Below are 21,199 nucleotides of genomic sequence, written 5' to 3'. Positions count from 1 at the left end.
GTCTATGGCCTCAATTCAATGACCGTCTTACCGATCCGAACTGGTACTCCGGGTTCTACCGGCAGCGCGCGGGTCAGTTGGTTCCCGGCGAGGTAAGTCCCGTTTGTTGATCCCAAATCTTCTATGAACCACCGGCTGCCTTGCGGGAACAGTCGGGCGTGGCGGCCGGAGGCATAGTCGTCCTCCAGGACGAGGGTCGCTTCTTGTGCGCGACCAAGGAGGATGGGGCTGGAGGTCAGGTCCAGGGAGGTGCCCCTCAGGGGACCTTCCGTGACAACGAGGCGTCGTGCCTGTGCCTTGGCGGGAGGCTCGTCAACAAGTTCCGGGTTTTTGCGCGCTTCCCGGGCCGAAGGGGCGCCGGTCCGGTTGCGGAGACCGACGACGAGGTCGCGACGGAGCGCGCTGACGACGCTAAGCACGAGAATCCAGATCAGCAGGAGAAAGCCGTATCTCAACAGCGTTACGGTCAAATCACTCATGCTTGGCGGCCACCGTTCTGCACGGGAACAAGTCGGAAAGTCATGCGTGTGCGGCCCATGGTGATCACGGACCCGTCAGTCAGCTCAGCCTCGCCCTGAACCCGCTGGCCGTTCACGTAGCTGCCGTTCGTCGAGCCCAGGTCCACCGCGCGCGACTGTCCCTGGTCGGTGTGGATCTCGAGGTGGCGTCGGGACACGCCAGTGTCATCGATCAGGATGTCCGCCTCTGACGAGCGGCCGAGCAGTATCGATCCGGCATGTAGGGAATAACGTTGACCGTCGAGTTCAAGCACCGGCTGGTAGCGCGTGGGCTGACGTCGGGGCGCATTGGAAGCGGCCGGGCGCTGGGATGACTGCTTCTCGGTGGCGGAATCAATTTCAAACACCCCGGGCTTCAGGTTCGAGTCGCGGGTGAATGAAACGCGGACCGGGCCGTGCAGGGTGTAATGCTGGCTGTTGACGTGCTTGATGACGACGTCACACAGTTCCTCGGCCAGCGGCGCTCCCCATTCCTGGGCTAGTGCGAAGTCGGGATCCGACAGACGCGCGGTGAAAACATTCGGTGCAAGGGTGCGTCCCTGGGCAAGCGTCAACGACTTGTTGTCCAACTCCCGGCGGAGTGCACTGGCAATTTCGACGGGTTGTACCTGTGAGCGCGAACCGGTGGAGAAGGCACCACGGACCATCTTTTCGAGTCCGCGCTCGACGTTATCCAAAATGCCCATGTTCTACCTCCTCACCTGCGTTTTTGATTGCCCGAATGCGCTCGCACGAAAGCGCGCGGAGGCGAGCCGGGCGGCTGCTGTCTTGTTTCGATACTACTGGGACGTCCCCTAAATGGCCTTAACCGGGCATCCTGCCCGTCGATAACATTCAACGTTTTGTTCGGCTGCAAAGTTGCGGTGGGTGCCGCAGCTCACACGTTTAGGTGTTTCGGCACGGCTCCGTTATGCTTGTTTCTGCTGATTCGAAGGATTCTTGTAACGGTCCTTGCTCAATATGCGCGAGTGGCGGAACGGCAGACGCGCTGGCTTCAGGTGCCAGTATCCGAAAGGGTGTGGGGGTTCAAATCCCCCCTCGCGCACCAGAGTGAATGCCCCGGCCTCAGGTCGGGGCATTTTCTTTGTCCTTCTTCGGTGGCCCATCCTGGGTAGCGGCGGTTGCCAGTCGGGCGCCTCAACGCAAGTCAGCGAAAGTCCCGGGACTTGGTTGTGGCTTTGAGCCGTAGGACCTCGAACTTGTCGGCGACCAGGTTCACGACTCCTTCGTTTGACCGTTCCAGCACACCCCGAACGAGCACGCTGCTGGCCTCCCGGGCGATCCGCCGATACCGTTGCCACACCCCCACCGAGCAGATGACATTCACCAGACCGGTTTCGTCTTCAAGGTTCATGAAGGTGATGCCGCTGGCCGTGGCAGGGCGCTGGCGGTGTGTGACAACCCCACCAACCTCAACCCGCCGACCGGACTCCGCGGAAAGGAGGTCCGCGGCTGTCAGTGCTCCCCGGCGTCGTAATGTGGGCCGGACGTGGCGCACCGGGTGGTCATCTGTGGTGATTCCGGTGGACCACAGGTCCGCTGCAACGCGGTCGACGTCCGTTAGATCCGGAAACAGGGGCGGCTGAATGTACACCGTGGTGCCGTTGATCTGGCCTTCGCGTTCGGTGGAGGCTGGTCCGGCATGCCAGAGAGCCTCCCGCTGGGAGAGCCCCATTGAGTCAAAAGCTCCGGCTGCTGCCAATGCTTCAAGCTGGTTGGAGTTCAGCTCGGTTCGGCGTGCCAGGTCGCCCATATTCTTGAACGGGCCGTTGGCTTCGCGCTCCTCGACGATGGCTTGCGCAAGCTTCTTGCCGATTGACTGAACGCTGTCCAGCCCCAGCCGAACTGCATAGTTTCCGTCCCGGCGATGGGCAGTTGAATCAAAGGGAACAGAGCGATCGAACTTACCTACGGGAGGTTGATGAAACGCAAGGCACTCGTCCGTGCCTGTGGTCCCCGTGCCGGTGGAGTCATGTTCAAGATCCGCATGGGTTCCGGAGAGCAGGATGTCCGGACGAAGTACCGTGACGCCGTGCCGGCGGGCATCGGCCACCAGGGTCTGGGGAGAGTAGAAGCCCATCGGTTGCGCCCGGAGGAGGGAGGCCAGGAAAGCCCCCGGATAGTGAAGCCTTAGCCAGGCGCTGGCGTAGACCAGCAGAGCGAAGCTGATTGAGTGGCTCTCTGCGAACCCGAAGTTGGCGAACGCCTGGATCTTCCGATACACGGAGTCGGCAACCTCCCCGGTGATCCCATTGGACTTCATACCCTCGTACAACTTCTCCTTCAGGGAGTCGATCCGCTCAAGCCCACGTTTGGAACCCATCGCGCGACGCAGCTGGTCTGCGTCGGCACCCGAGCAGTTGCCGACCACCATCGCCATTTGCATGAGCTGTTCCTGGAAGAGCGGCACGCCGAGTGTGCGTTTCAGAACCGGTATCAGCTTGGGATGGAGATAGCTCTCTTCCTCCTCGCCCAGTTTCCGCTTGATATAAGGGTGAACTGCGCCGCCCTGGATGGGACCGGGGCGAACCAGTGCAACTTCGATCACCAGGTCGTAGAAGCGCCGGGGTTGCAGCCGCGGCAGCATCCCCATCTGGGCGCGGCTTTCCACCTGGAACACTCCGATGGAATCCGCGAAGCACAGCTGGTCGTACACACCCTGCTCTTCCCGCGGCAGGGTGTGCAGTGTCCATGCCTCACCGAAGTGTTTTTTGACCAGGTCGAAGTTGTACTGAATGGCAGCCATGATGCCGAGCCCCAACAGGTCGAACTTCACCAAACCCATCCAGGCGCAGTCATCCTTGTCCCACTGCAGGACGGTGCGCCCGTCCATGCGCCCATGCTCAATGGGACAGACCTCGCCGATAGGGCGGTCAGTGAGCACCATGCCTCCGGAGTGAATCCCCATGTGGCGGGGGAACTTCAGCACGCCCTGTGCCAGCTCCACCACCGGCTGTGGAATGTCATGGTCATCGCTGGACACCAGAGCGCCCCAGCGCTCCACCTGTTTGGACCACGCGTCCTGCTGCCCGGGGCTGTGTCCGAGTGCTTTGGCCATGTCGCGGACCGCGAACTTGGGCCTGTACGTGATGACATTGGCGACCTGTGCCGCATTGAACCGGCCGTACTTGTTATAGACGTACTGGATGACCTCCTCGCGGCGGTCGGAGTCGAAGTCAACGTCGATGTCCGGTTCCTCATCCCGCAAGCTGGAAAGGAAACGTTCGAACGGGAGGTCATACAGGATGGAATCCACCGCTGTGATCTCCAGGAGGTAGCACACAGCTGAATTCGCCGCCGAGCCGCGGCCCTGGCAGAGAATTCCCCGCCCGCGGGCAAACTGGACCAGGTCGTGCACGATCAGGAAATAGCCCGGGAAGTCCTTCTCTTCAATAACGCGCAGTTCCTTCTCAATGCGCTCGTGAACATCGGTGCGGCCGGCGTAAAACTTCGCGGCCCCTTCCCAGACAAGTTTCCTCAGCCAGCTCATCTGGGTGTGGCCTTCCGGCAGGTTCAGTTTGGGCAATCCTGGCTTGACGCTGCTGAGCCGGAACGAAAGGTCATCGGCAAGATCCACCGTCCGCGCCACCGCTCCCGGGTAGGCGGCGAAGCGGGCGGCCATTTCCGCGCCGCTACGAAGGTGGGCAGAGCCCGACGCCGGCAGCCACCCATTCATGTCATCAAGTGACCTGCGTGCGCGGACGGCGGCGACGGCGGTAGCAAGCCGGTGCTGTTCCGGCACCGCAAAATGCACATTGTTGGTGGCGACGACAGGCAATCTAAGCCGGGAAGCTATATCCCAAAGGGCGTCATTGTGCGCACTGTCCAGTGGGTTGCCGTGGTCGTAGAGTTCAACGGCGACATTACCCGCGCCGAACAGGTCCACCAGGAGCCGGGTTTCCTGTTCCGCATCCTCGACGCTTCCATTGAGGAGCGCGTGCCGAACGGATCCTTTACGGCAACCCGTCAGGATCATCCAATTGTTATCTGCCCTGCCGGCGAGTTCGGAAAGGTTGTACCGGGGCTTTCCCTTCTCTGCCTCCGGTTTCAGCTGTGCTTCGGTGATCGCCGCGGCGAGCCGATGGTAGCCTTCAGCGCCGCGGGCCAGAACGAGCAGATGCCGACCTTCCGGATCTGGTTCCCCATTCTGGGGTTTGCTCAGTTCCAGTGATAGCTCGGTGCCGTAGACCGTGGATAGCCCGGGGTGTTTCTCCGCCGCTTCAGCGAGGTGCACCACACCGTAGAGGCCGTCATGATCGGTCAGCGCCAGCCCATGGAGTCGCAGGCGGTGGGCTTCCTCAACGAGCTGCTCGGGGCTGGCTGCGCCGTCAAGGAAACTGAAGTTTGAGTGTGCATGCAGCTCGGCGTAGGGCACCACGGGACCCGCCGCTACAGGCTCGGGTTCCTCCGGCGGCGAATATGGATGCCGTTTAAGTGACCACGCAGGGCTATCACCCCCGTCTGCTCCCAAGGGAGGGGAACCGGGGCGGCGGCGGTCGGAAAGGGTTCGTTCGAACTCCGACCAGGAAATAGGGGGATTATTGAAACCCATCAGGGCTCCCCCAGCCGTAAGGGTACGGATCCTTGCGACTCAGTCATAGCTTGCCTCCGCCCACCAGCGGTGATCCTCAAGAAGCAGCAGCCAGGCTGTTCCGGATTCATCCACCACCTGAAACCGGTTGAGGGCTCGGCCGTTCGAATCCCACCAGCGCTCGACGATAGGCCAAGGCCCGGCCCAGGAGGAAATGACGGATTGTCGGGGAGGCATCGCGACCAATACGGCAGGAGCAGCTGTCAGCAGGCCGCGCTCATCAACATCCACAGCACTACCAGTCCCATCTAGAACTTCAACGGGACGAGGCTCATCAAAAACGGTGGCAGGAGCAGGGCCGGGAAGCTGGCCGGGCCACGGGAGATCCCGACTTTTCGCCACCGCTTCCGATGGGGGATCTCCCCAGGGAATGAAAACCTGCCGGTCGGTGAGCATTCGTCCACCGGCAACCATGGCGGTCAGCACCGCACCATGCCCCAGCATGCCCTGCACCCTGGCAAGACCGTGATGGATATTCTCATCGGGTCCCGTTCCCCATAGGCCATCCGCATGGTCACTAAGGTCCTCGACGGTCTCGGGTGAAAGTTCGACCCTGCTGATCCCTGAGCTCAGTCCATGTTCTACATTCCCGCTACCCTGGAGCTGCCACCGGACCCGGTCAAGGACATCGTCGGCGTCGAACCACCGTGGATGACGCCAGAGGCGGGCTGATTCCTCACCGGATTCCGAGTGGAGCCGCACTACCAGAACGGTGCACACCAACCCCGCCTCACGTAGCCGGTTCACGAACTCCTCAGCGGACAGGCGCAGGGTGAACGTCAGTTCATCGATGCGTGCCAGCGGCGGTTCACAGTGAACGACGACGTCGAGTTCCGCCGGTGGTTTTCTTTCCACCACACTGTGGTGGTCAAGACCGCTTGCCTTAAGGTGGGCCAGTGCGCCTTCCGCCCCAAACCGGTTCCGCACATCGGCGCGGGTAAGAGCAGCGAAATCGCCCAGGGTCCGTATTCCCAACCGGCGTAGGACCACCGCGAGTGCCGGTTCCTCCAGAACTTCCAGAGGGAAGCTGCTGAGAAAGGATGCGGACTCTCCGGGTGGAATGATCCACGCGGGATCCGTCCCCGGATCATCCAGGAACTCGGTTGCCCGGGCTGCATGCTCAGCAGCAAAAGGACTGTCTGCTACTCCAACCCTGGTTGCAGTGAGACCAATGGAGGCGAGGGCTTTGAGCAGCACAGCTGAAGCATGCTCCTCGCTGCCGTAATACCTGGCGGGACCCTTGGCATGGAGGGCACATAGTCCGGGACGGAGGACCTGCACCCCGGGCATGATTTCCTCGACAGCGGCAATTACGGGTTCAAAACTTCTTGCATCAAGAGCTGGATCATAGGGAAGAACAGTGAGGGTGGTGCACCGGGCCTGGGCTTCCCGCAGGCGGAGTCCTCGTTTGACGCCCTGTTCCCGGGCAGCGGGCGAGCAGGCGAAGACCTCGCCCTTCTCGATTAATGCCACGGGATGTTCCGCAGGCAGGAGGTATTCCCTGAGCGCCGCGGTAATGGGCCAGTCAGGACACCAGAGAACCATGGTGCGGGTAGAGGTAGGGGAAGCGGGTACGGGTTCACCCAAGGAAGTGGGATTCATGAGGCGCGGGCTGACCGGTAGGAAAATTCCTGTTGTCCGGGTTCTGCCTGAACGGGGGCTGCCGTGGATGTTGACCACGGCCCGCGCTGAAGACCGGGAAGCCACAGGTCTGCTGTGCGGGCACGGCCGGTGGCAGCACGCGCAGTAATTCTCATCCTGCGGCTGCGAAGGTGTCCGGTACCCGCACCCAGGCCCTGCCAATCGCTTCCGGTCACGCTCAGTGTGGCATCACTGTGCGGCCAGGGGCCCATGGTCACCAGCGCAGCCCCTCGCTGACGCAGGCGGGCCATGAGGCGTGAAGCATCGGACGGAGCGACGTGTTTTGGTGCACAGGTCAGGACAATCGACACGACATCCACCATTGCTGCAGTCACTGTGAGCCATTGATCACCGGGGTGAGGTACCAAAACCAGCCTGTCCAGTGCGATGCCGAAACCTGCAGCGGCTTCCACACTGAAAGTAGGCATGCCAATGACACTGCACCAGGCTCCGGCGCCTGAGGGCCCGGCTAACAAAGCCATGGCGAGAGTGGTGGAGTTGGTCACCGAATACGCTGAACCTGCCTGCAGGCCGCCACCCGGAAGGACCCCTGCCAGCACCGGCACGGTGGGCAACCGCCGGGAAGAGGGCCGACTGCTCTGCATGCCGTTGATTTTGGATTGCAGTTCCGCCTTGAGCCGGGCTTTATCAGCAGAGTGATCCACAGCAGAAAGCACCCGGCGTGCACCCTGCGGGGACTGACCCGTGGGTGCCGCCTGAACCACGGCTGCTGCTGATGAACTCACACTTAATATTCGAACGCGTGTTCGATTAAGTCAATTGACCCGTGGCCCTGTGGATAGGCCCTACAGAGTAGCCTGTCACCATGTGTGGACGCTTTGTGGTGGCAGGCTCAAACAAGGACCTGGTGGATTTTTTCGACGTCGATGCAGTGGGTGAAAACCTTCCCGAACCGTCGTGGAATATCAGTCCCACCGACCCCATTCGTGTGGTGCTGGAATCCCTCAAGGATGACAAGGTCACTCGGCGGATGGAAGCAGCGCGATGGTGGCTGACGCCGTCGTTCTCGAAGGAATTGAAAACCAAGGGACCCACCTTCAACGCCAGAGCCGAGACAGTGGGAAGCAAACCCACTTTCAAACCTTCCCTTGAGAGCCGCCGGGCCCTTATTCCGGCCAGTGGATACTACGAGTGGCGAACCGAAGGCAAAACCAAAATCCCGTTCTACATTCACTTACCCGGCGAGCCGGTGGTCTTCGCGGGTCTGTATGCATGGTGGCGTAATCGTGAACTGCCGGATGACCACCCCAACCGGTGGGTTCTTTCCTCAACCATCCTGACGCGCGAAGCAGTAGGCGGAGTGGCGGAAATCCATGACCGCACACCGGTGACGCTTCCCCGTGAGTTCTGGAACGAGTGGCTGAACCCAACCACCAAGGGAACACAGGAACTGGCAGATGAAGCGGTTGCCGCGTCCACTCCCGTTGCCGAACGGCTACAGTTCCATGAGGTTGGGCCGGTCCGGGACGACAGCCCTCTCCTGATCAAACCGCTGAATCCGGCCTAGGAGCTAGTCCTTCGCGCGCCGTGCTTCCTTGGCGCGCTTTTCCTCCGCACGCACCCGAGCCATTGTGGAGCGTTCGGCCACCAGCCACTCGGGCGGCGACTGCAGCAGCGCGGTGATTTCCGCCGTCGTCAGCGGGTCTGTGATCCCACCGCGGGCAAGGCCGCTGATCGAGACGCCAAGCTTGTGCGCCACCACGGGACGGGGATGCGGACCGTTACGGCGCAGCTCCGCGAGCCATTCGGGCGGGTTCTCCTGAAGCTCGTTGAAGCCGCCGCGGGTGATGTCGTTGTCCTGGAATTCCTGTGGCGTTGCGGGCAGGTAGATGCCAAGTTTCTTCGCGGCTGTAGCCGGCTTCATGGTCTGCGGGGACTTCGGTGGGGTCATTCTCCTAAGCGTACTGGGCGAGGGCCCCGCGCCGAGCGTAGCGAGGGGTGGGAGCCCGGAAGCGCGTACTGGGCGAGGGCCCCGCGCCGAGCGTAGCGAGGGGTGGAAGCCAGGAACGCGGTATAGCTGACTGCGTTACTGTGAGGACGTGCCCGCGTTCCAGCCCTCCGTCCTGAACATCGGCTTTGTCCCTGGGGTAACTCCGGGGAAGTGGGTGGGACGTTGGCGCGAAAGGAACCCGGATCTTCCGATCGAAGCGACCGAGTACGACGACGACGCGCTGGCTTCAGCGCTTCGGAACGGTTCAGTGGACATCGCCTTTGTCCGTCTGCCCATTGATCGGGACGCCCTCAGCGTTATCCCGCTCTATGAGGAACTGGCAGTAGTAGTGGTGTCGAAGGACAATGAGCTCTCCCTGCTGGACGAGGTGGCACTCAGCGAACTGGCCGACGAAAACGTCCTTGATGTCCAGGAATGCGGTGGCGCCCGAACGGCCATCGAGGTTGCGGCGTCAGGTGCGGGCGTCGTTGTGCTGCCCATGTCCGTTGCCCGCCACTACAACCGGCGGGATGTGGTTGCGCCAGTCGTTCCGGATGCACCTTCAACGACCATTGCGGTCGCCTGGATTGCCGACAACACCACGGACGACATCGAGGAGTTCATCGGCATAGTCCGGGGGAGGACAGCCCGTAGCTCAAGGCAGCCCTCGGCGCAGAAGGAAACCCCCAAAGAACCGAAAAAGACAGCCAAACCCGCAAAAGGCAAACCCGCTTCTGGGAGGAACACCACCCGTAAGCCGGGAACATCCAAGGGCGCCTCAGGGGCACGTGGTCGAGGACGCCGTCGTTAGCGTCGAACCAGCGGTTCAGGAAGCTTCTGCAGCCACTGGCGGAATGACTGCGCCGGTGTTGACGCCCTGCCTACCGTGCTGGGCGATGATCTCGGCGTATCGGTGGAAGGATGCACGCGGTACCCGGTCGAGCGTGGCCGGTTCCATACGCACCAGGCCGAACTTTTTCGTGTAGCCCTCCTGCCATTCCCAGTTGTCCACGAGGGTCCAGTGGAAATACCCTCGGACGTCCACGCCCTCGGCAATAGCATCACCGAGTGCCGCCAGGTGCTTTTCCAGAAACTCGATCCGTCGGGTGTCTTTCACGTCTCCGCCGGGGCCGTCGTCGTACGCGCAGCCGTTCTCGGTGATGTAGATCGGCGGAATGTTTGGGTACTGCTCCTTGAGCTGCTTGAGGATGTTGGTCAAACCACTGGGGATGACCGGCCAGTCGAAGTCGGTTTTCGGTACGTCCGAGTAATCCCGCTGCATGAAGGGAACCGGGAACAGCGGCGGAGATGCGCCGACCTTCGTGGGGAAGTAGTAATTGATCCCATAGAAATCAAGGGGCGTGGAAATGATCTCCATGTCGCCCTCCTGGATGACCTCGAAGGAGATGCCTTCAATCCCTGCGAGGTCGGGCGGGTATTCACCGGTGAGCAGCGGTGCCGCAAATTGTCCGTTGTGGTAGTGGTCATAGAGGAGAGCGAGTCCCCGCTCTTTCTCAGAGTCACTGGCCGGTTCCACCGGCGAATGGTTATTGACGACGCCGATGGGCGCGTTCAGCGTTTCGCGCAGCACCCGTACGGCCCGCCCATGGGCCAGCAACAGGTGATGCGCTACCGAGAATGCGCTGCCCAGCAGCATGAGCCCCGGCGCGGCCCTGCCTATGGCGTGCCCCACGCCGGTATGCACCACGGGCTCATTCACCGTCATCCAGGCGGCAACCTTGCTCCCGAACTCATCGCGGACAATCCGGGTGTAATTGACGAAGGCGTCGATGGTGTCCCGGTTCTGCCAACCCCCGGCATCCTGCAGGGCCAGTGGGAGGTCCCAGTGATACAGGGTTACCCATGGTTCGATGCCCCGCTCCAGCAAGGCATCGAGTAGACGGTGGTAGAACGCGATCCCCTCCGGATTTGCGGGTCCCGTCCCGGTGGGTTGGATGCGCGGCCACGCGATGGACATCCGGTAGGCTTTCCCGCCCAACTGCTTGAGGAGATCGAAGTCTTCCTCATACCGGTTGTAGTGGTCGCAGGCTATTGCTGGACTTGAGGCATCCAGGATGTTGCTGTGCTGGCTCGCGTATTCGTCCCAGATGCTCGGCCCGCGCCCGCCCTCGTTGACCGCGCCTTCAATCTGCGCCGCTGCCGTCGAGGTCCCGAATACAAACCCCTCGGGTAGTCCAAACTCGCTCATCAGCACTCCCTGGTCTCGATATCACTTCACTAAAGAACTCCCCACCCCCACCCGTCAACTGCATTGCCCAGTTTCTTCTCGGGATAGACCGATATGGTGCTTGCATGGCCCGCTCCACTCCTTCCCCTCTTGGCCAGTTTCTTCCTGGTCAGCGCATGCCGCTTCGCCTGGCCAATCCTTCTCAGTTGACCCCGGACGGCCCGCTCGCACCGCGTTGGGGGGCCGGCCTCGCGATGACTGGGTTGGTGCTGGTGGTGTTGGTGCCGCTGGGAGGAACGCTTGCACTTGCCGGGGTGCTGCCCTTCGGCCCACAGCTGATCTTCGCGTCTTTGCTGCTGACGTGGACGGCGATGTTCGGCGTTACCCTGTACGCTTCGCGGCGCCATGGCTTCCGTTCTTTTACGCGCGACTTCGGCCTCCGGTTCCGGTGGATCGACCTGGCGGTGGGCATTGGCGTGGGCATCGCCGCCCGTATTGTGCTGGCGATCATTCTTGCGATCCTCACGCTGCTGTGGCCGCTGCAGGACGGTGAGGTGATCCAGGGCAATGCAGAATTGTTTCTCACCGGTGACACTGTCTGGCTGATTATCAACGGCGTGTTCGGTGGTGTCCTGATGGCACCTTTCCTTGAGGAGCTGTTCAACAGGGGGCTGGTGCTGCGCGGGGTGCAGAATGCACTGTGGCTTCGGCGCACCGGGGACCGGCGTGACGCCGTGGCCCCCGCCGTACAGAGAAGGTCCATTGTCACGTCCACGGTCATTGCCCTCCTGGTGAGTTCCCTTGCCTTCGGCCTGTTGCATACCGGTGCAGTCCCGGACCTCCGTTCATCCGTCTACCTGCTGGTCAGTACGTTCACCGTTGGTTTGATGTGCGGGGTTCTGACGGTCATCACGGGCCGCTTGGGTGCTGCGATTGTGACTCACGTAGTGTTCAACGGCACCGGCGTTGCACTGCTGCTGCTGATTCCGCCGGAGCTGTTGCCCTGATCAAGAACCGTTCGTACCCTGCAGGAGATCACCTAATGTTCCGCCGCCGAGGAAGGGTTGTGCAGCAAGGAAGCGGATCTCCCACTGCTGCGGAAGATGGTTGTCCGAACCGACTACCCAGTAGACCTGAAGCGCCGTAAAACCGTTTCGGCCGTACAAGGAAAAAGCGTCGCGGAGTCTTCCCAGTGAAGCCTGCCGCACCTCGATGGCGTGGCCGTCGAACTGCCCGTGAAACACCCGGCTTCCCGACCGGGTAAGCCGCGCGAGCTCCGGTTCAAGCTGTGACCAGGCATGCCGCACGTGGCCGGAGCTTTGGCCATAGAGAATCAGCTCTGGCAGCCCCTGCTCAGTGCGGCCCACTGTGTAGGCGCACGGCAGGCCGCCATGGTCCTGGCTGACGCGCAACTGCACCCCCTCCTGCCTCACCTGGGCCTGGATGTGTTCCCGGTCGAAGTCCTCTTCGCGTCGCAGGCTCGAGAATTCAAGTGAAGAACAGGGGCGATGAAAGATGAGGTCGGTCATGGTGCTCTCCTTCGGTGTCACTGATTCGAAGGTGTCATCCCCCTCCGACATTTCGCCGGGGGCTACGCTTGGCCGCATGCAGTTTCCTGTCTACGCCACTCTTCTCACCGACATTCGTGACACCGTGCTGACCATCACGGTCAATCGGCCAGATGCCCTGAACGCCCTGTCCTCACGAGTGATCGAAGATCTTGAGCATTGCCTTGCTGCGGTGTCTGAGGTCCTGACGAACGACGACGGCGCGTGGCCGGTCCGCGGAGTCATCATCACCGGCGCGGGGAAGGCCTTCGTCGCCGGTGCGGACATCCGCGAGATGACCGCGATGAGTCCCGATGAAGCGCATGCCTACAGCTCCCGCATGCACGGAGTGACCCTAGCGATTGAGCAGCTGCCGGTTCCGGTCATCGCTGCAGTGAACGGGTTCGCCCTGGGCGGCGGATGTGAGCTCGCTATGGCGTGTGACCTGATCTACGCGGTTTCGACGGCATCGTTCGGGCAGCCGGAAGTCAGCCTCGGCCTCGTTCCCGGTTTCGGTGGGTCTGTACGGCTGCCGCGGTACGTGGGCCAGGGTTTGGCCCGCGAGCTCCTCTTCACCGGACGCCGTCTGAATGCCGAGGAAGCACAGAGGGCAGGCCTTGTCACAGCGCTTTTCGACACGGTCGAGGAACTGCTCGACGGCGCACACAGCACCGTGGTCCTCGTAGGGCGCCAGTCTCCCGCCGCCGTCGCACTGGTCAAGCAGACGCTTTCAGCCACGCAGGGTATGACCACCGCCGACGGCCTTGCTGTGGAAGCGGAGTCATTCCGCGCCGCTTTCGCTACGGAAGACAAGGTAGAAGGAACTCGTGCCTTCCTCGCGAAGGAGCGCCCCAACTTCCCCGGACGCTGACAATTCCCGCCCTGACCTGCATAAAAGCTAGTGAAGGGGTATCTTGCTAAGCATGCTGAGAATTCGCGAGGTGGTGCCGTGGCTGCTGCTCCTGCTGGGGCTCTCATCCTGCGGCATCGCCATTCCACAGGACCCGGAAGGAACGCTCGAAAGGGTATCGGGAGGGACACTCAGGGTAGGCGTCAGCGAGAACGCCGAGTGGGTCCAGTTGCCTGCGTCGGGAGATCCGGAGGGCATTGAACCGGAGCTGGTCGAGGAATTTGCAGACACGCTGGACGCCGGCATCGAGTGGGTGCAGGGCACCGAAGACGAACTAGCGGACGACCTCCACCATGGTGAGCTCGATCTGGCCATCGGTGGATTCGGCGCGGACACCCCGTGGATCAAGGACGCTGGGATCACCAGGCCGTACACGGAAACCACTGATGAGCGCGGCAAAACCGTCAAGCACGTCATGCTCGTGCCGCTTGGCGAAAACGCCTTCCTGCTGAAGCTTGACCAGTTCCTTCAGGCGCAGGAGGTTCAACTGTGAACAACGGTGAGAAAGACGCAGCCCGTTTTGGCCACACCGCATTGCCGCCGGAGCAGCAACGCGCACTCCGGAAGGCGGTCAAGTGGGAATGGATCACCATAATCTTCCTGGCCGTCTCCACATTTCTGGTGTATCTGGTGCTGGGGAACTCGCAGGCCATGAAGGCCGCGTGGATTGAAGACATGTTGTCCTTCCTGCCTCCAATCTCCTTCCTTGTCGCAACCAGGGTGATCCGCCGTCGTCCATCTGAGTCCCATCCCTACGGATATCACCGGGCGGTCGGCGTGGCCCACCTGGTGGCAGCAGTGGCGCTGGTGGTCATGGGTGGGTACCTTATTGTCGACTCAGGGTTGAAGCTTGTGACAGCCGAACATCCCACAATTGGCGGAATCACCCTGTTGGGCAATACCTTCTGGCTGGGATGGCTGATGGTGCTGGCGATGCTGCTGACAGCAGGACCGCCGGTGGTCCTTGGCATCATCAAGATGAAACTCGCCAAGACGCTGCATGACAAGGTGCTCTACGCCGACGCCGACATGAATAAGGCGGACTGGATGACAGCACTCTCCGCAGCCGTGGGCGTACTGGGCATCGGTATGGGCCTGTGGTGGGCTGACTCCGTGGCCGCGCTCATCATCTCCACGAGCATCCTGCACGACGGGATCAAGAATCTGCGAGGAGCCATCGGAGGTCTGACTGACACGCGGGCCAGGACTTATGACGACTCCGAGCCTCACCCACTCGGCGAGCGGATCGATGCGTACCTCCAGAGCCTGCCCTGGGTCAGGGAAGCCAGATCACGGGTCCGGGATGAGGGGCACGTCTTCCACATCGAGTCGTTTGTGGTGCCCAGGAAATGGCCCGGTGCAACGCTTCGCAGGATTGAAAAAGCCAGGGAGGCCTGCGTCGGGATGGACTGGAAGGCCCAGGACATGGTGATCGTGCCGGTTACGGTGCTACCCGAGGAGTTCCTGCCCGGCCTGACACAGGGCGGAGGGGAGTACCGCTAGAAAGGAGTCAGGGTGGCGGCCTAGCGGCCAGCACCCCAACCGCTTCCTGTACTACTTCTGAGCGGGCTTCACCACGTTGGCCGTGGGCTGCATGTTTTCGGCGTTGACCATCCAGGCATACTGCTCAAATTTCTCGATCATGCCGTGGAGGATATCCGCGGTCGTCGGATCTTCCTCGTCCACCTGGTCATGGACCTGACGCATCCTGCCGACGGCCGCCTCAAGCATGGCGACCACCATGGTCACGGTGTCCTTGGTGTCCACCAGGCCGGAGGGGAACTCATCCAGTGACGTGCCCTTGGCGACGACGGCGCTCCGTCCGTCCGGAACAGCGTGCAGTGCGCGCATCCGCTCCGCCATCTGATCGGCGAACAGGCGCGCATCCTCAATGATCTCGTCCAGTTGCAGGTGCAGGTCGCGGAAATTTTTGCCGACAACGTTCCAGTGGGCCTGCTTGCCCTGCAGATGGAGTTCCACCAGGTCAACCAGAACGGACTGCATGTTGTCGGTCAGGGTCTTTGACGCCTTCATAAATCCTCCACTCTTGACGGAAATTCGGACGCTGAACGCTGCCAGCATTGGGCTCCCAGTCGAAGTCCGGACTGGGCCCGGAGACTATTACTGGGAAAACCCTAAGTAAACTTAGCATTTCATTGATCCATGGTTCACCGTGGGTTAGCGTGGCGATCAAGCGGTCATCAGTCCGCGACTTGTTCCACGTGAAGTTCCAGTAAAAGAGGAGGAACAGACAATGGCAACAGTTCAGGAATTCATCGACGTATCGGTGCCCGTGTCCACGGCCTACAACCAGTGGACGCAGTTCGAAACCTTCCCTGAGTTCATGGGGGGCGTGGAGTCCATCACCCAGATTTCCGACACCCGCAATCACTGGGTCACCAAGGTGGGCGGAGTTGAGCGGGAGTTCGACACCGAGATCACCGAGCAGCATCCAGACGAGCGCATCGCGTGGAAGAGCACCGACGGTAAATCCCATGCCGGCGTTGTGACCTTCCACCGACTGGATGACACCACCACCCGGGTGACCGTCCAGTTGGACTGGGATCCGGAAAGCTTCACGGAGAAGGTGGGCGCAGCAGTGGGTGCCGATGACCGGCAGGTGAAGTCGGACCTTGCACGGTTCAAGGAGTTCATCGAGAACACGGGCAATGAGACCGGCGCTTGGCGAGGCAACGTCGATGCACCCGGATCGGGTTCGGCTACAACGAGCCAGACGGCGGATCCGCTCGCGGGCGGAGTCGGCCTGGTCGATCCGTCCCTCGACGACCCGGAGTCAGGCGGACCCCGAGCCGCCAACCCGGCTTAGCCCTCACGGGTTGAAGGGAGGGCTCTCCATAGGAGGGCTCTCCCTTTGCGCCTCTGTACGCGTCAGCTTCCGACGCTGATTGTCTCGATGGCTTTACTAGCACGCTCGGAGAGGCCAGCCGAAATCGGCGCACTGCCGGCGGCTTCCGCTGCGGCCTGTTGACCCTCTTCGCTCACCACGAACGTGCCGAAGGTCCGGGCAAGGTTCGCCGTTTCCTCGTCCTCATACGTAGTGCAGTAGATGTGATAGGAAACCAGCACCAGCGGGTAGGCACCTGGCTCTGTTGTTTCCCGGTCCAGGTCCAGTGCAATGTCGAACTCGGCGCGGCCTTCCACAGGTTCGGCTACATCGACCGCGGCCGCTGCCGCTTCCGGGCTGACCGCAACGTATTCAGTTCCGACAAGCAGCTTGGCCCGGCCCAGCGGCGGTCCGACGGCGGAGTCATCGGCGTAGGTTACAGCTCCCTCGGTGCCGGACACAGTGCTGACGACGCCCGCATTGCCCTTGGCGTTTTCTCCGGCAAGGTCAGCCGGGAAGGTGCCGTCCGCCTCGTCGGTCCACACGTCGGGCGCTACTGAGTGGAGGTAGTCGGTGAAGTTTTCCGTCGTTCCGGAATCGTCCGAGCGGCTGACCGGGGTGATTGGGGTGTCCGGCAGGTCAGCACCCTCGTTCTGAGCGGCGATGGACGGGTCATTCCAGCGCGCGACTTCTCCACGGAAGATGCGGGCGATCGTTTCCGCGTCGAGGTTCAACTCCTCAAGGCCGGGCAAGTTGAATGCGATGCTGATCGGCGCCACATAGGCGGGGATGTTGAAAGCTCCGTCGGGACCGCAGACTTCACGCGATTCCTCGAGTTCTTCCTCGCTGAGGTAGGCATCCGACCCGGCGAAGTCCACTGCTCCAGCCAGGAGGGCACCGCGACCGGCGCCGGAGCCGTCGGGGGAGTATTGCACCCGAACGTCAGGGTGAAGGGTGGCGAATTCCGACTGCCAGGCGTTCATGGCGGGGCCCTGGGCTGAGGACCCTGCGCCGGTTGTTGTTCCGCTGAGAGTGGAGTCGGCATTTTGCGCCGCTGCTTCCTGTTCCGGGCCCAGCGGGTAATCGGAGCCGCAGGACACCAGGGTAAGGGCTGCGGCACAGGTAAGGACGATGGTTGTCATGCGACGCGAAATCACACGCTCACGATACAGGTGAATGCAGCGTGAACTCACGTTGAACAACTGGTGAAGGGCTTCACGGCGACTGCAGGTCGCGCGTGGCCGGTCCCTCAAGCCGTACGCCGTCATGGGTGAAGCGCGAGCCGTGAAGGGGGCAGTCCCACGACTGTTCCGCGTCGTTCCAACTCAACACCCCGCCAAGATGGGTACAGACCGCGGAGACCCGGTGGGTGATTCCCGCGATCTGGCAGATACCAACCGGTCGGGCACCCTCCCGCACCACCACGCCCTGGCCCTCGGGCGGTTGCGCATGGGATGCGCGCACCAGTCCACCGAGCCAGCCGCTCACCATCTCTACTCCGACGCCCGCATTGGTTTTGGCGGTGCTCAGTGCGTCCTGCTTGCCTACTCGGGTTTTGTAGAGTTCCTTGGCCCACGGCATGTTGCCTCCAAGGATCTCTGCGGAGAGGGCCAGGGCGGCAGCGACGCCATTGGTGAAACCCCACTTGTTGAAGCCGGTGGCGGCATAGATGGCCTGCCCACCGATGGGCATCCTGCCAACATAAGGGACGGACGACGCCGGAGTGTAGTCCTGCGCGGACCAACTGAAGGATGGTTGCGCGGTGGGGAAGTGCTCCTGCGTCCAGCGGATGATGTCGTCGACCAGGGACTGGGTATGTGCCTGACGTCCGACTGTGTGTCCGTTGCCGCCCACGATGAGGTACGGGCGTCCTTCGACAGTGGCGTTACGCAGGGTCCGCGAGGGTGAATCAACTGAGAGGTACATGGCACCGGGAATTTCATCCTGCACAGTGAAGGCGACCGCGTAGGACCGGTGCGGTTGCAGGACGGAGAAGTGTCCGCCGCGGTCCAGGATCGGCGTCCCGGTGGCGACGATGACATTCGCCGCGGTTACCTCGCCGCGCGACGTTTGAAGCGTAGTTCGTTCCCCCTTTGTGCTTCCGGCCTTCACTCCGGTGACGCGCACGTCCTCGACCAGTTCGCCGGAATGTTTACGCAGGTCGGCCGCCAGCGCGGAGAGAACTTCCATCGGATGGACCTGAGCCTGGCCGGCCGCGCGCAGTGTGCGCGTCACGGGAAAAGGAAGGTCCGACGAGGAGTCCTCCAGTACTGCAGTGAGCCCGGAATTGGCGCATGCGTCACGCTCTTCGCTGAGGAGACGGGCGCCGTCGTCTGTTACTGCGTAGTTGACTGCATCCCGGACGTCATAACTGATGCCGTTCTCATCGCAGAACCGAAGGAGCCAGCTCTGGCCTTCCCGGTTGCCGGTCACGTAATGGCGAGCCAGGGCGGCGCCGTGATGTTTGATGATGGAGGACAACTGTGTGCCCTGCAGGAGGGACACCTTCGCGGTGCTGTTTCCGGTTGTGACTGCGCCGGCAGAGCGGGCTTCCAGGACTGCCACCCGCTGGCCGGATCGCGCGAGCAGTGTGGCGACGGTGAGGCCGGTGATACCGGCCCCAACCACCACCGAGTCGTACTGGCCACCCTCCTTGAAGGCATCGGTGGGTATGCGCGGCGCTGATTCGAGCCAAAGGGATTTCACGGCCAGTTCTCCTTCTGTAGTGCGGTTTCTTACCAGTCCAATTCGATGTGAATGTTGTCGGGTAGGTCTGCCGGAGCGGTGCCGAGATAGATCACTTCACCGCTGTCCAGATCACGCAGGAAAGTGTGGAAAGTGCCGGGAGGGGTCCTTCCGGCGATGGGGGGAAAGCCTTGTTCGGCGGAAACTTCTGCCTTGAATCCGGGGGTAGGCAGGCCTTCAGCATCCACAGTGAACCAGTCCCACACCGCACCCGTGGCCAGGTCGACGGCAAGTATTGCCCCCGCCGGCCAGCCCCGTGCAGGAGTGCGGTTGGGTGCCGGAACCTGGCGTCCGGCCGGTCGGTTGTAACCGGCCAGAAGCTCGCCGGTATCCGCCCGGACAAGCCCTACCCTCAACGGCAACCCGGCGGTACCGGGCGTGAATGCGGGAGTGCTCCACCATCCGCTGTAGAGGGTCCGCAGAGGAAACACGTCTCCCGGTTCCACCGCGACCGGCAGGGGTTGGAAGTAGGGCGGGGAGGCAACCTCGGAACTGCAGCCGGGAAGAACGACGACGGCGAGCAGCACCGCTAGGCCCCCCTGTCGCGTCGGTCGCACGATTGACCACCTCCGTGCGACCAACGCTAGACCCCGTGATCCAACCCCTCAAGGGCCGGTGGGCTTGAAACTGCTCCGTCCTGATCTGAGGACAACAACTAAGTATGCTGTCTGAAGTTGGAGGACCCATTCGGGAAGGATTTCGGACATGACGGCTGCGCTACTGGTCATCGACATGCAGAACGCATTCTTTGAGGACGAGACCCTCGGGAAGCAGAAAGAACCGCTGGTTCGGGCGTGCAACGCAGCCATCGCGGATGCTCGTGGAGCCGGTACGCCCGTGTATGTGATCCGGACCGAGCACCAGCGGGATAAATCGACCTGGACGTTGAGCATGCTCGACGACGACCAGGGTTTCCTCTTCAGCGGGACGGAGCAAGCCGAACCGGTCGAGGGATTGCAGATTGAGGGGCTTCCAGAGATGGTCAAGACCCGCGACAGCGCATTCTTCGGAACGGATTTACTGCAGCGTCTACGGAACTTGAGCGTGGATACCGTTGTGCTTGCGGGGGTGGCAACGCATAACTGTGTGGCTCAGACTGCGGCGGATGCCTACGCCAATAACTTGCGGGTGGTGTACGCCGAGGACGCTATCGCCTCAACCAACGAGGAGTATGCGCAGAACGTCTTGGGCGTGCTGACTGATGAATACCGCCAGCGGCTCATGGGCGCGGAGGCGGTCAAGCAATTGTTCCTGGACCGTGCCGGTTATACGGCGTGATCAGAAAGCGACGCTGTAACCATCCTCCCGGTGGAAGAGTCGTCGCCCGGCCCCATCATCCATGCGCACCCAGACCACTGACGCGTCCTCGGCGCGGTCCTCGAGGACACCCGTGACCTGATGCCCTGAGGTAGATCGCAGGGTAATCCGCTGACCGCGCTTGAGGGCGGAGAAGTCAGTCAGGGAGGCAGGTTCAATGCTCATGGAGGACCTTTCAACGTGTGATTACCGCCACAGTAAGGTGTCTGTCTGAATGTTCGGTGAACGAAAACTGGGTGAATCCCTAACAGCTGGGGAAAGAGTCATTCCCAACCTCAGACGGAGGTTTATCGAAAAGTTAACTAAGCTTGCTTTCTATTTGCGCGGTACTGTGGGATTCTTTGAATACCAGTGGCGGGAAATGCTGTTCATCAACTCGCGAGATCACAGGTCGGCGCCCCGCCCCGCCGGCAACTAGAGGGGATAGTTCAATGGCATCGACACACTCACCGGGCTCGGGCGTCGGGACCCGTACCAATATTCAAAAGGCTGCGCTCGCTGTTGGAGTTGTTTTCCTGCTCGTCGGCATACTGGGCTTCATTCCCGGGATAACCAGCGGCATGGACGAGCTTGCCTTCGCGGGCTCTGAGTCGAACGCGTTACTGCTCGGCATCTTCCAGGTCTCTATCCTGCACAACATCGTGCATCTTCTGTTCGGGATAGCAGGCATAGTGATGGCGAAGACCGCCACCGGAGCCTATAACTTCCTCCTTTGGGGAGGCGTAATCTACGCCGTTCTGTTCATCTACGGCCTCATCATTCCGCAGGATTCGGCGGCCAACTTCGTTCCCGTGAATGCGGCCGACAACATTCTGCACCTTGTCCTCGCTATCGCGATGATCGCCCTTGCGCTCGCGCTGCGGGACAAGCACCGTACAGCCGGGGCGCGGTAACCCTTCCCGGCATAGAAACTGATCAACTGAAAACAGAACGACGACGGCGGGTC

The 21,199-nt window shown here is 61.8% G+C and carries 21 protein-coding genes, 1 tRNA gene and 1 pseudogene; 10 read left to right on the top strand and 13 right to left on the bottom strand.

Translation table 11 applies throughout. From position 1 onward, the window contains the following. Positions 1 to 2 precede the first annotated feature (2 nt). Both AC5RU3_RS09420 and AC5RU3_RS09415 read right to left on the bottom strand, forming a co-directional pair. Positions 3 to 479: an FHA domain-containing protein FhaB/FipA gene (locus tag AC5RU3_RS09420; RefSeq protein ID WP_309070459.1), complete on the bottom strand. Its 477-nt coding sequence runs from the start codon at positions 477 to 479 to the stop codon at positions 3 to 5. Continuing rightward, positions 476 to 1,204 (bottom strand): FHA domain-containing protein, encoded by a 729-nt coding sequence (locus AC5RU3_RS09415; RefSeq protein ID WP_493965366.1) that lies wholly within the window; start codon positions 1,202 to 1,204, stop codon positions 476 to 478. Before AC5RU3_RS09415 ends, AC5RU3_RS09420 begins: the two co-directional genes overlap by 4 nt. A gap of 276 nt (positions 1,205 to 1,480) precedes the next feature. Between AC5RU3_RS09415 and AC5RU3_RS09410 the strand changes: the two genes are divergently transcribed. Continuing rightward, a tRNA-Leu gene (locus AC5RU3_RS09410) sits at positions 1,481 to 1,566 on the top strand. Positions 1,567 to 1,665: 99 nt separating this feature from the next. Here AC5RU3_RS09410 and AC5RU3_RS09405 read toward each other — a convergent pair. Genes AC5RU3_RS09405 through imuA' form a run of 3 tightly spaced genes read right to left on the bottom strand, consistent with a single transcriptional unit; the run spans position 1,666 to position 7,496 of the window. Further along, positions 1,666 to 5,070: an error-prone DNA polymerase gene (locus AC5RU3_RS09405; protein ID WP_309070461.1), complete on the bottom strand. Its 3,405-nt coding sequence runs from the start codon at positions 5,068 to 5,070 to the stop codon at positions 1,666 to 1,668. 39 nt (positions 5,071 to 5,109) lie between these two features. Beyond that, positions 5,110 to 6,654 carry a DNA polymerase Y family protein gene (locus AC5RU3_RS09400; protein WP_493965617.1) on the bottom strand — a complete coding sequence of 515 codons (1,545 nt, stop codon included), beginning with the start codon at positions 6,652 to 6,654 and terminating at the stop codon, positions 5,110 to 5,112. 53 nt (positions 6,655 to 6,707) lie between these two features. Continuing rightward, entirely contained in the window at positions 6,708 to 7,496 is a 789-nt protein-coding gene (imuA', locus tag AC5RU3_RS09395; RefSeq protein WP_493965365.1) for a DnaE2-dependent mutagenesis accessory factor ImuA', read from the bottom strand. An 80-nt stretch (positions 7,497 to 7,576) separates the two neighbouring features. Between imuA' and AC5RU3_RS09390 the strand changes: the two genes are divergently transcribed. Then, positions 7,577 to 8,278, top strand: coding sequence for an SOS response-associated peptidase (locus AC5RU3_RS09390; RefSeq protein WP_493965364.1), 702 nt, complete (start codon positions 7,577 to 7,579; stop codon positions 8,276 to 8,278). 3 nt (positions 8,279 to 8,281) lie between these two features. Here AC5RU3_RS09390 and AC5RU3_RS09385 read toward each other — a convergent pair whose 3' ends face one another. Continuing rightward, positions 8,282 to 8,635, bottom strand: a complete 354-nt coding sequence (locus AC5RU3_RS09385) for a DUF5997 family protein (RefSeq protein WP_375164384.1) — start codon at positions 8,633 to 8,635, stop codon at positions 8,282 to 8,284. 175 nt (positions 8,636 to 8,810) lie between these two features. On the opposite strand from AC5RU3_RS09385, the gene AC5RU3_RS09380 reads away from it, so the two are divergent. Beyond that, positions 8,811 to 9,512 (top strand): LysR family transcriptional regulator substrate-binding protein, encoded by a 702-nt coding sequence (locus AC5RU3_RS09380; RefSeq protein ID WP_309070466.1) that lies wholly within the window; start codon positions 8,811 to 8,813, stop codon positions 9,510 to 9,512. Positions 9,513 to 9,527: 15 nt separating this feature from the next. Here AC5RU3_RS09380 and AC5RU3_RS09375 read toward each other — a convergent pair whose 3' ends face one another. Next, positions 9,528 to 10,910 carry a GH1 family beta-glucosidase gene (locus AC5RU3_RS09375; RefSeq protein ID WP_493965363.1) on the bottom strand — a complete coding sequence of 461 codons (1,383 nt, stop codon included), beginning with the start codon at positions 10,908 to 10,910 and terminating at the stop codon, positions 9,528 to 9,530. A gap of 104 nt (positions 10,911 to 11,014) precedes the next feature. Here AC5RU3_RS09375 and AC5RU3_RS09370 point away from each other — a divergent pair, with 104 nt between their 5' ends. Next, entirely contained in the window at positions 11,015 to 11,896 is an 882-nt protein-coding gene (locus tag AC5RU3_RS09370; RefSeq protein WP_458116110.1) for a CPBP family intramembrane glutamic endopeptidase, read from the top strand. On the opposite strand, the gene AC5RU3_RS09365 is transcribed toward AC5RU3_RS09370, so the two are convergent. Then, positions 11,897 to 12,496: a DUF4262 domain-containing protein gene (locus AC5RU3_RS09365; RefSeq protein WP_493965362.1), complete on the bottom strand. Its 600-nt coding sequence runs from the start codon at positions 12,494 to 12,496 to the stop codon at positions 11,897 to 11,899. Here AC5RU3_RS09365 and AC5RU3_RS09360 point away from each other — a divergent pair. Genes AC5RU3_RS09360 through AC5RU3_RS09350 form a run of 3 tightly spaced genes read left to right on the top strand, consistent with a single transcriptional unit; the run spans position 12,495 to position 14,849 of the window. After that, positions 12,495 to 13,307 carry an enoyl-CoA hydratase/isomerase family protein gene (locus AC5RU3_RS09360; RefSeq protein ID WP_309070470.1) on the top strand — a complete coding sequence of 271 codons (813 nt, stop codon included), beginning with the start codon at positions 12,495 to 12,497 and terminating at the stop codon, positions 13,305 to 13,307. The two genes, AC5RU3_RS09365 and AC5RU3_RS09360, sit on opposite strands and share 2 nt — an antisense overlap. A gap of 52 nt (positions 13,308 to 13,359) precedes the next feature. Then, positions 13,360 to 13,839 carry a transporter substrate-binding domain-containing protein gene (locus tag AC5RU3_RS09355; protein WP_493965361.1) on the top strand — a complete coding sequence of 160 codons (480 nt, stop codon included), beginning with the start codon at positions 13,360 to 13,362 and terminating at the stop codon, positions 13,837 to 13,839. After that, the gene (locus tag AC5RU3_RS09350) at positions 13,836 to 14,849 is read left to right on the top strand and encodes a cation diffusion facilitator family transporter (protein ID WP_493965360.1); all 1,014 of its coding nucleotides are present in this window, start codon (positions 13,836 to 13,838) and stop codon (positions 14,847 to 14,849) included. The genes AC5RU3_RS09355 and AC5RU3_RS09350 overlap by 4 nt, the downstream gene beginning before the upstream one ends. 51 nt (positions 14,850 to 14,900) lie before the next feature. Here the strand turns inward: AC5RU3_RS09350 and AC5RU3_RS09345 are convergent, their stop codons facing one another. Next, entirely contained in the window at positions 14,901 to 15,380 is a 480-nt protein-coding gene (locus AC5RU3_RS09345; protein ID WP_493965359.1) for a Dps family protein, read from the bottom strand. A gap of 220 nt (positions 15,381 to 15,600) precedes the next feature. Between AC5RU3_RS09345 and AC5RU3_RS09340 the strand changes: the two are divergent. Further along, positions 15,601 to 16,050 (top strand): annotated as a pseudogene (locus AC5RU3_RS09340) (SRPBCC family protein); the annotation flags it as partial. Between the two features lie 185 nt (positions 16,051 to 16,235). Here the strand turns inward: AC5RU3_RS09340 and pstS are convergent. The 3 genes from pstS to AC5RU3_RS09325 form a co-directional block, all read right to left on the bottom strand. Next, positions 16,236 to 17,333 carry a phosphate ABC transporter substrate-binding protein PstS gene (gene pstS / locus AC5RU3_RS09335; RefSeq protein ID WP_309124308.1) on the bottom strand — a complete coding sequence of 366 codons (1,098 nt, stop codon included), beginning with the start codon at positions 17,331 to 17,333 and terminating at the stop codon, positions 16,236 to 16,238. A 73-nt stretch (positions 17,334 to 17,406) separates the two neighbouring features. Next, the gene (locus tag AC5RU3_RS09330; RefSeq protein WP_309124306.1) at positions 17,407 to 18,897 is read right to left on the bottom strand and encodes an FAD-dependent oxidoreductase; all 1,491 of its coding nucleotides are present in this window, start codon (positions 18,895 to 18,897) and stop codon (positions 17,407 to 17,409) included. A 29-nt stretch (positions 18,898 to 18,926) separates the two neighbouring features. After that, entirely contained in the window at positions 18,927 to 19,493 is a 567-nt protein-coding gene (locus AC5RU3_RS09325; protein WP_493965358.1) for a hypothetical protein, read from the bottom strand. A gap of 148 nt (positions 19,494 to 19,641) precedes the next feature. Here AC5RU3_RS09325 and AC5RU3_RS09320 point away from each other — a divergent pair, with 148 nt between their 5' ends. Further along, positions 19,642 to 20,214: a cysteine hydrolase family protein gene (locus AC5RU3_RS09320; RefSeq protein ID WP_493965357.1), complete on the top strand. Its 573-nt coding sequence runs from the start codon at positions 19,642 to 19,644 to the stop codon at positions 20,212 to 20,214. On the opposite strand, the gene AC5RU3_RS09315 is transcribed toward AC5RU3_RS09320, so the two are convergent. Then, positions 20,215 to 20,418 (bottom strand): hypothetical protein, encoded by a 204-nt coding sequence (locus AC5RU3_RS09315; protein ID WP_309070772.1) that lies wholly within the window; start codon positions 20,416 to 20,418, stop codon positions 20,215 to 20,217. A 266-nt stretch (positions 20,419 to 20,684) separates the two neighbouring features. Here AC5RU3_RS09315 and AC5RU3_RS09310 point away from each other — a divergent pair, with 266 nt between their 5' ends. Next, the gene (locus tag AC5RU3_RS09310) at positions 20,685 to 21,146 is read left to right on the top strand and encodes a DUF4383 domain-containing protein (protein WP_309070773.1); all 462 of its coding nucleotides are present in this window, start codon (positions 20,685 to 20,687) and stop codon (positions 21,144 to 21,146) included. The last annotated feature ends 53 nt before the right edge of the window (positions 21,147 to 21,199 follow it).

Source organism: Arthrobacter sp. MDB1-55, assembly GCF_059092925.1.
The sequence above is the reverse complement of the archived record's forward strand: the minus strand, read 5'-3'. Positions and strand labels throughout refer to the sequence as shown.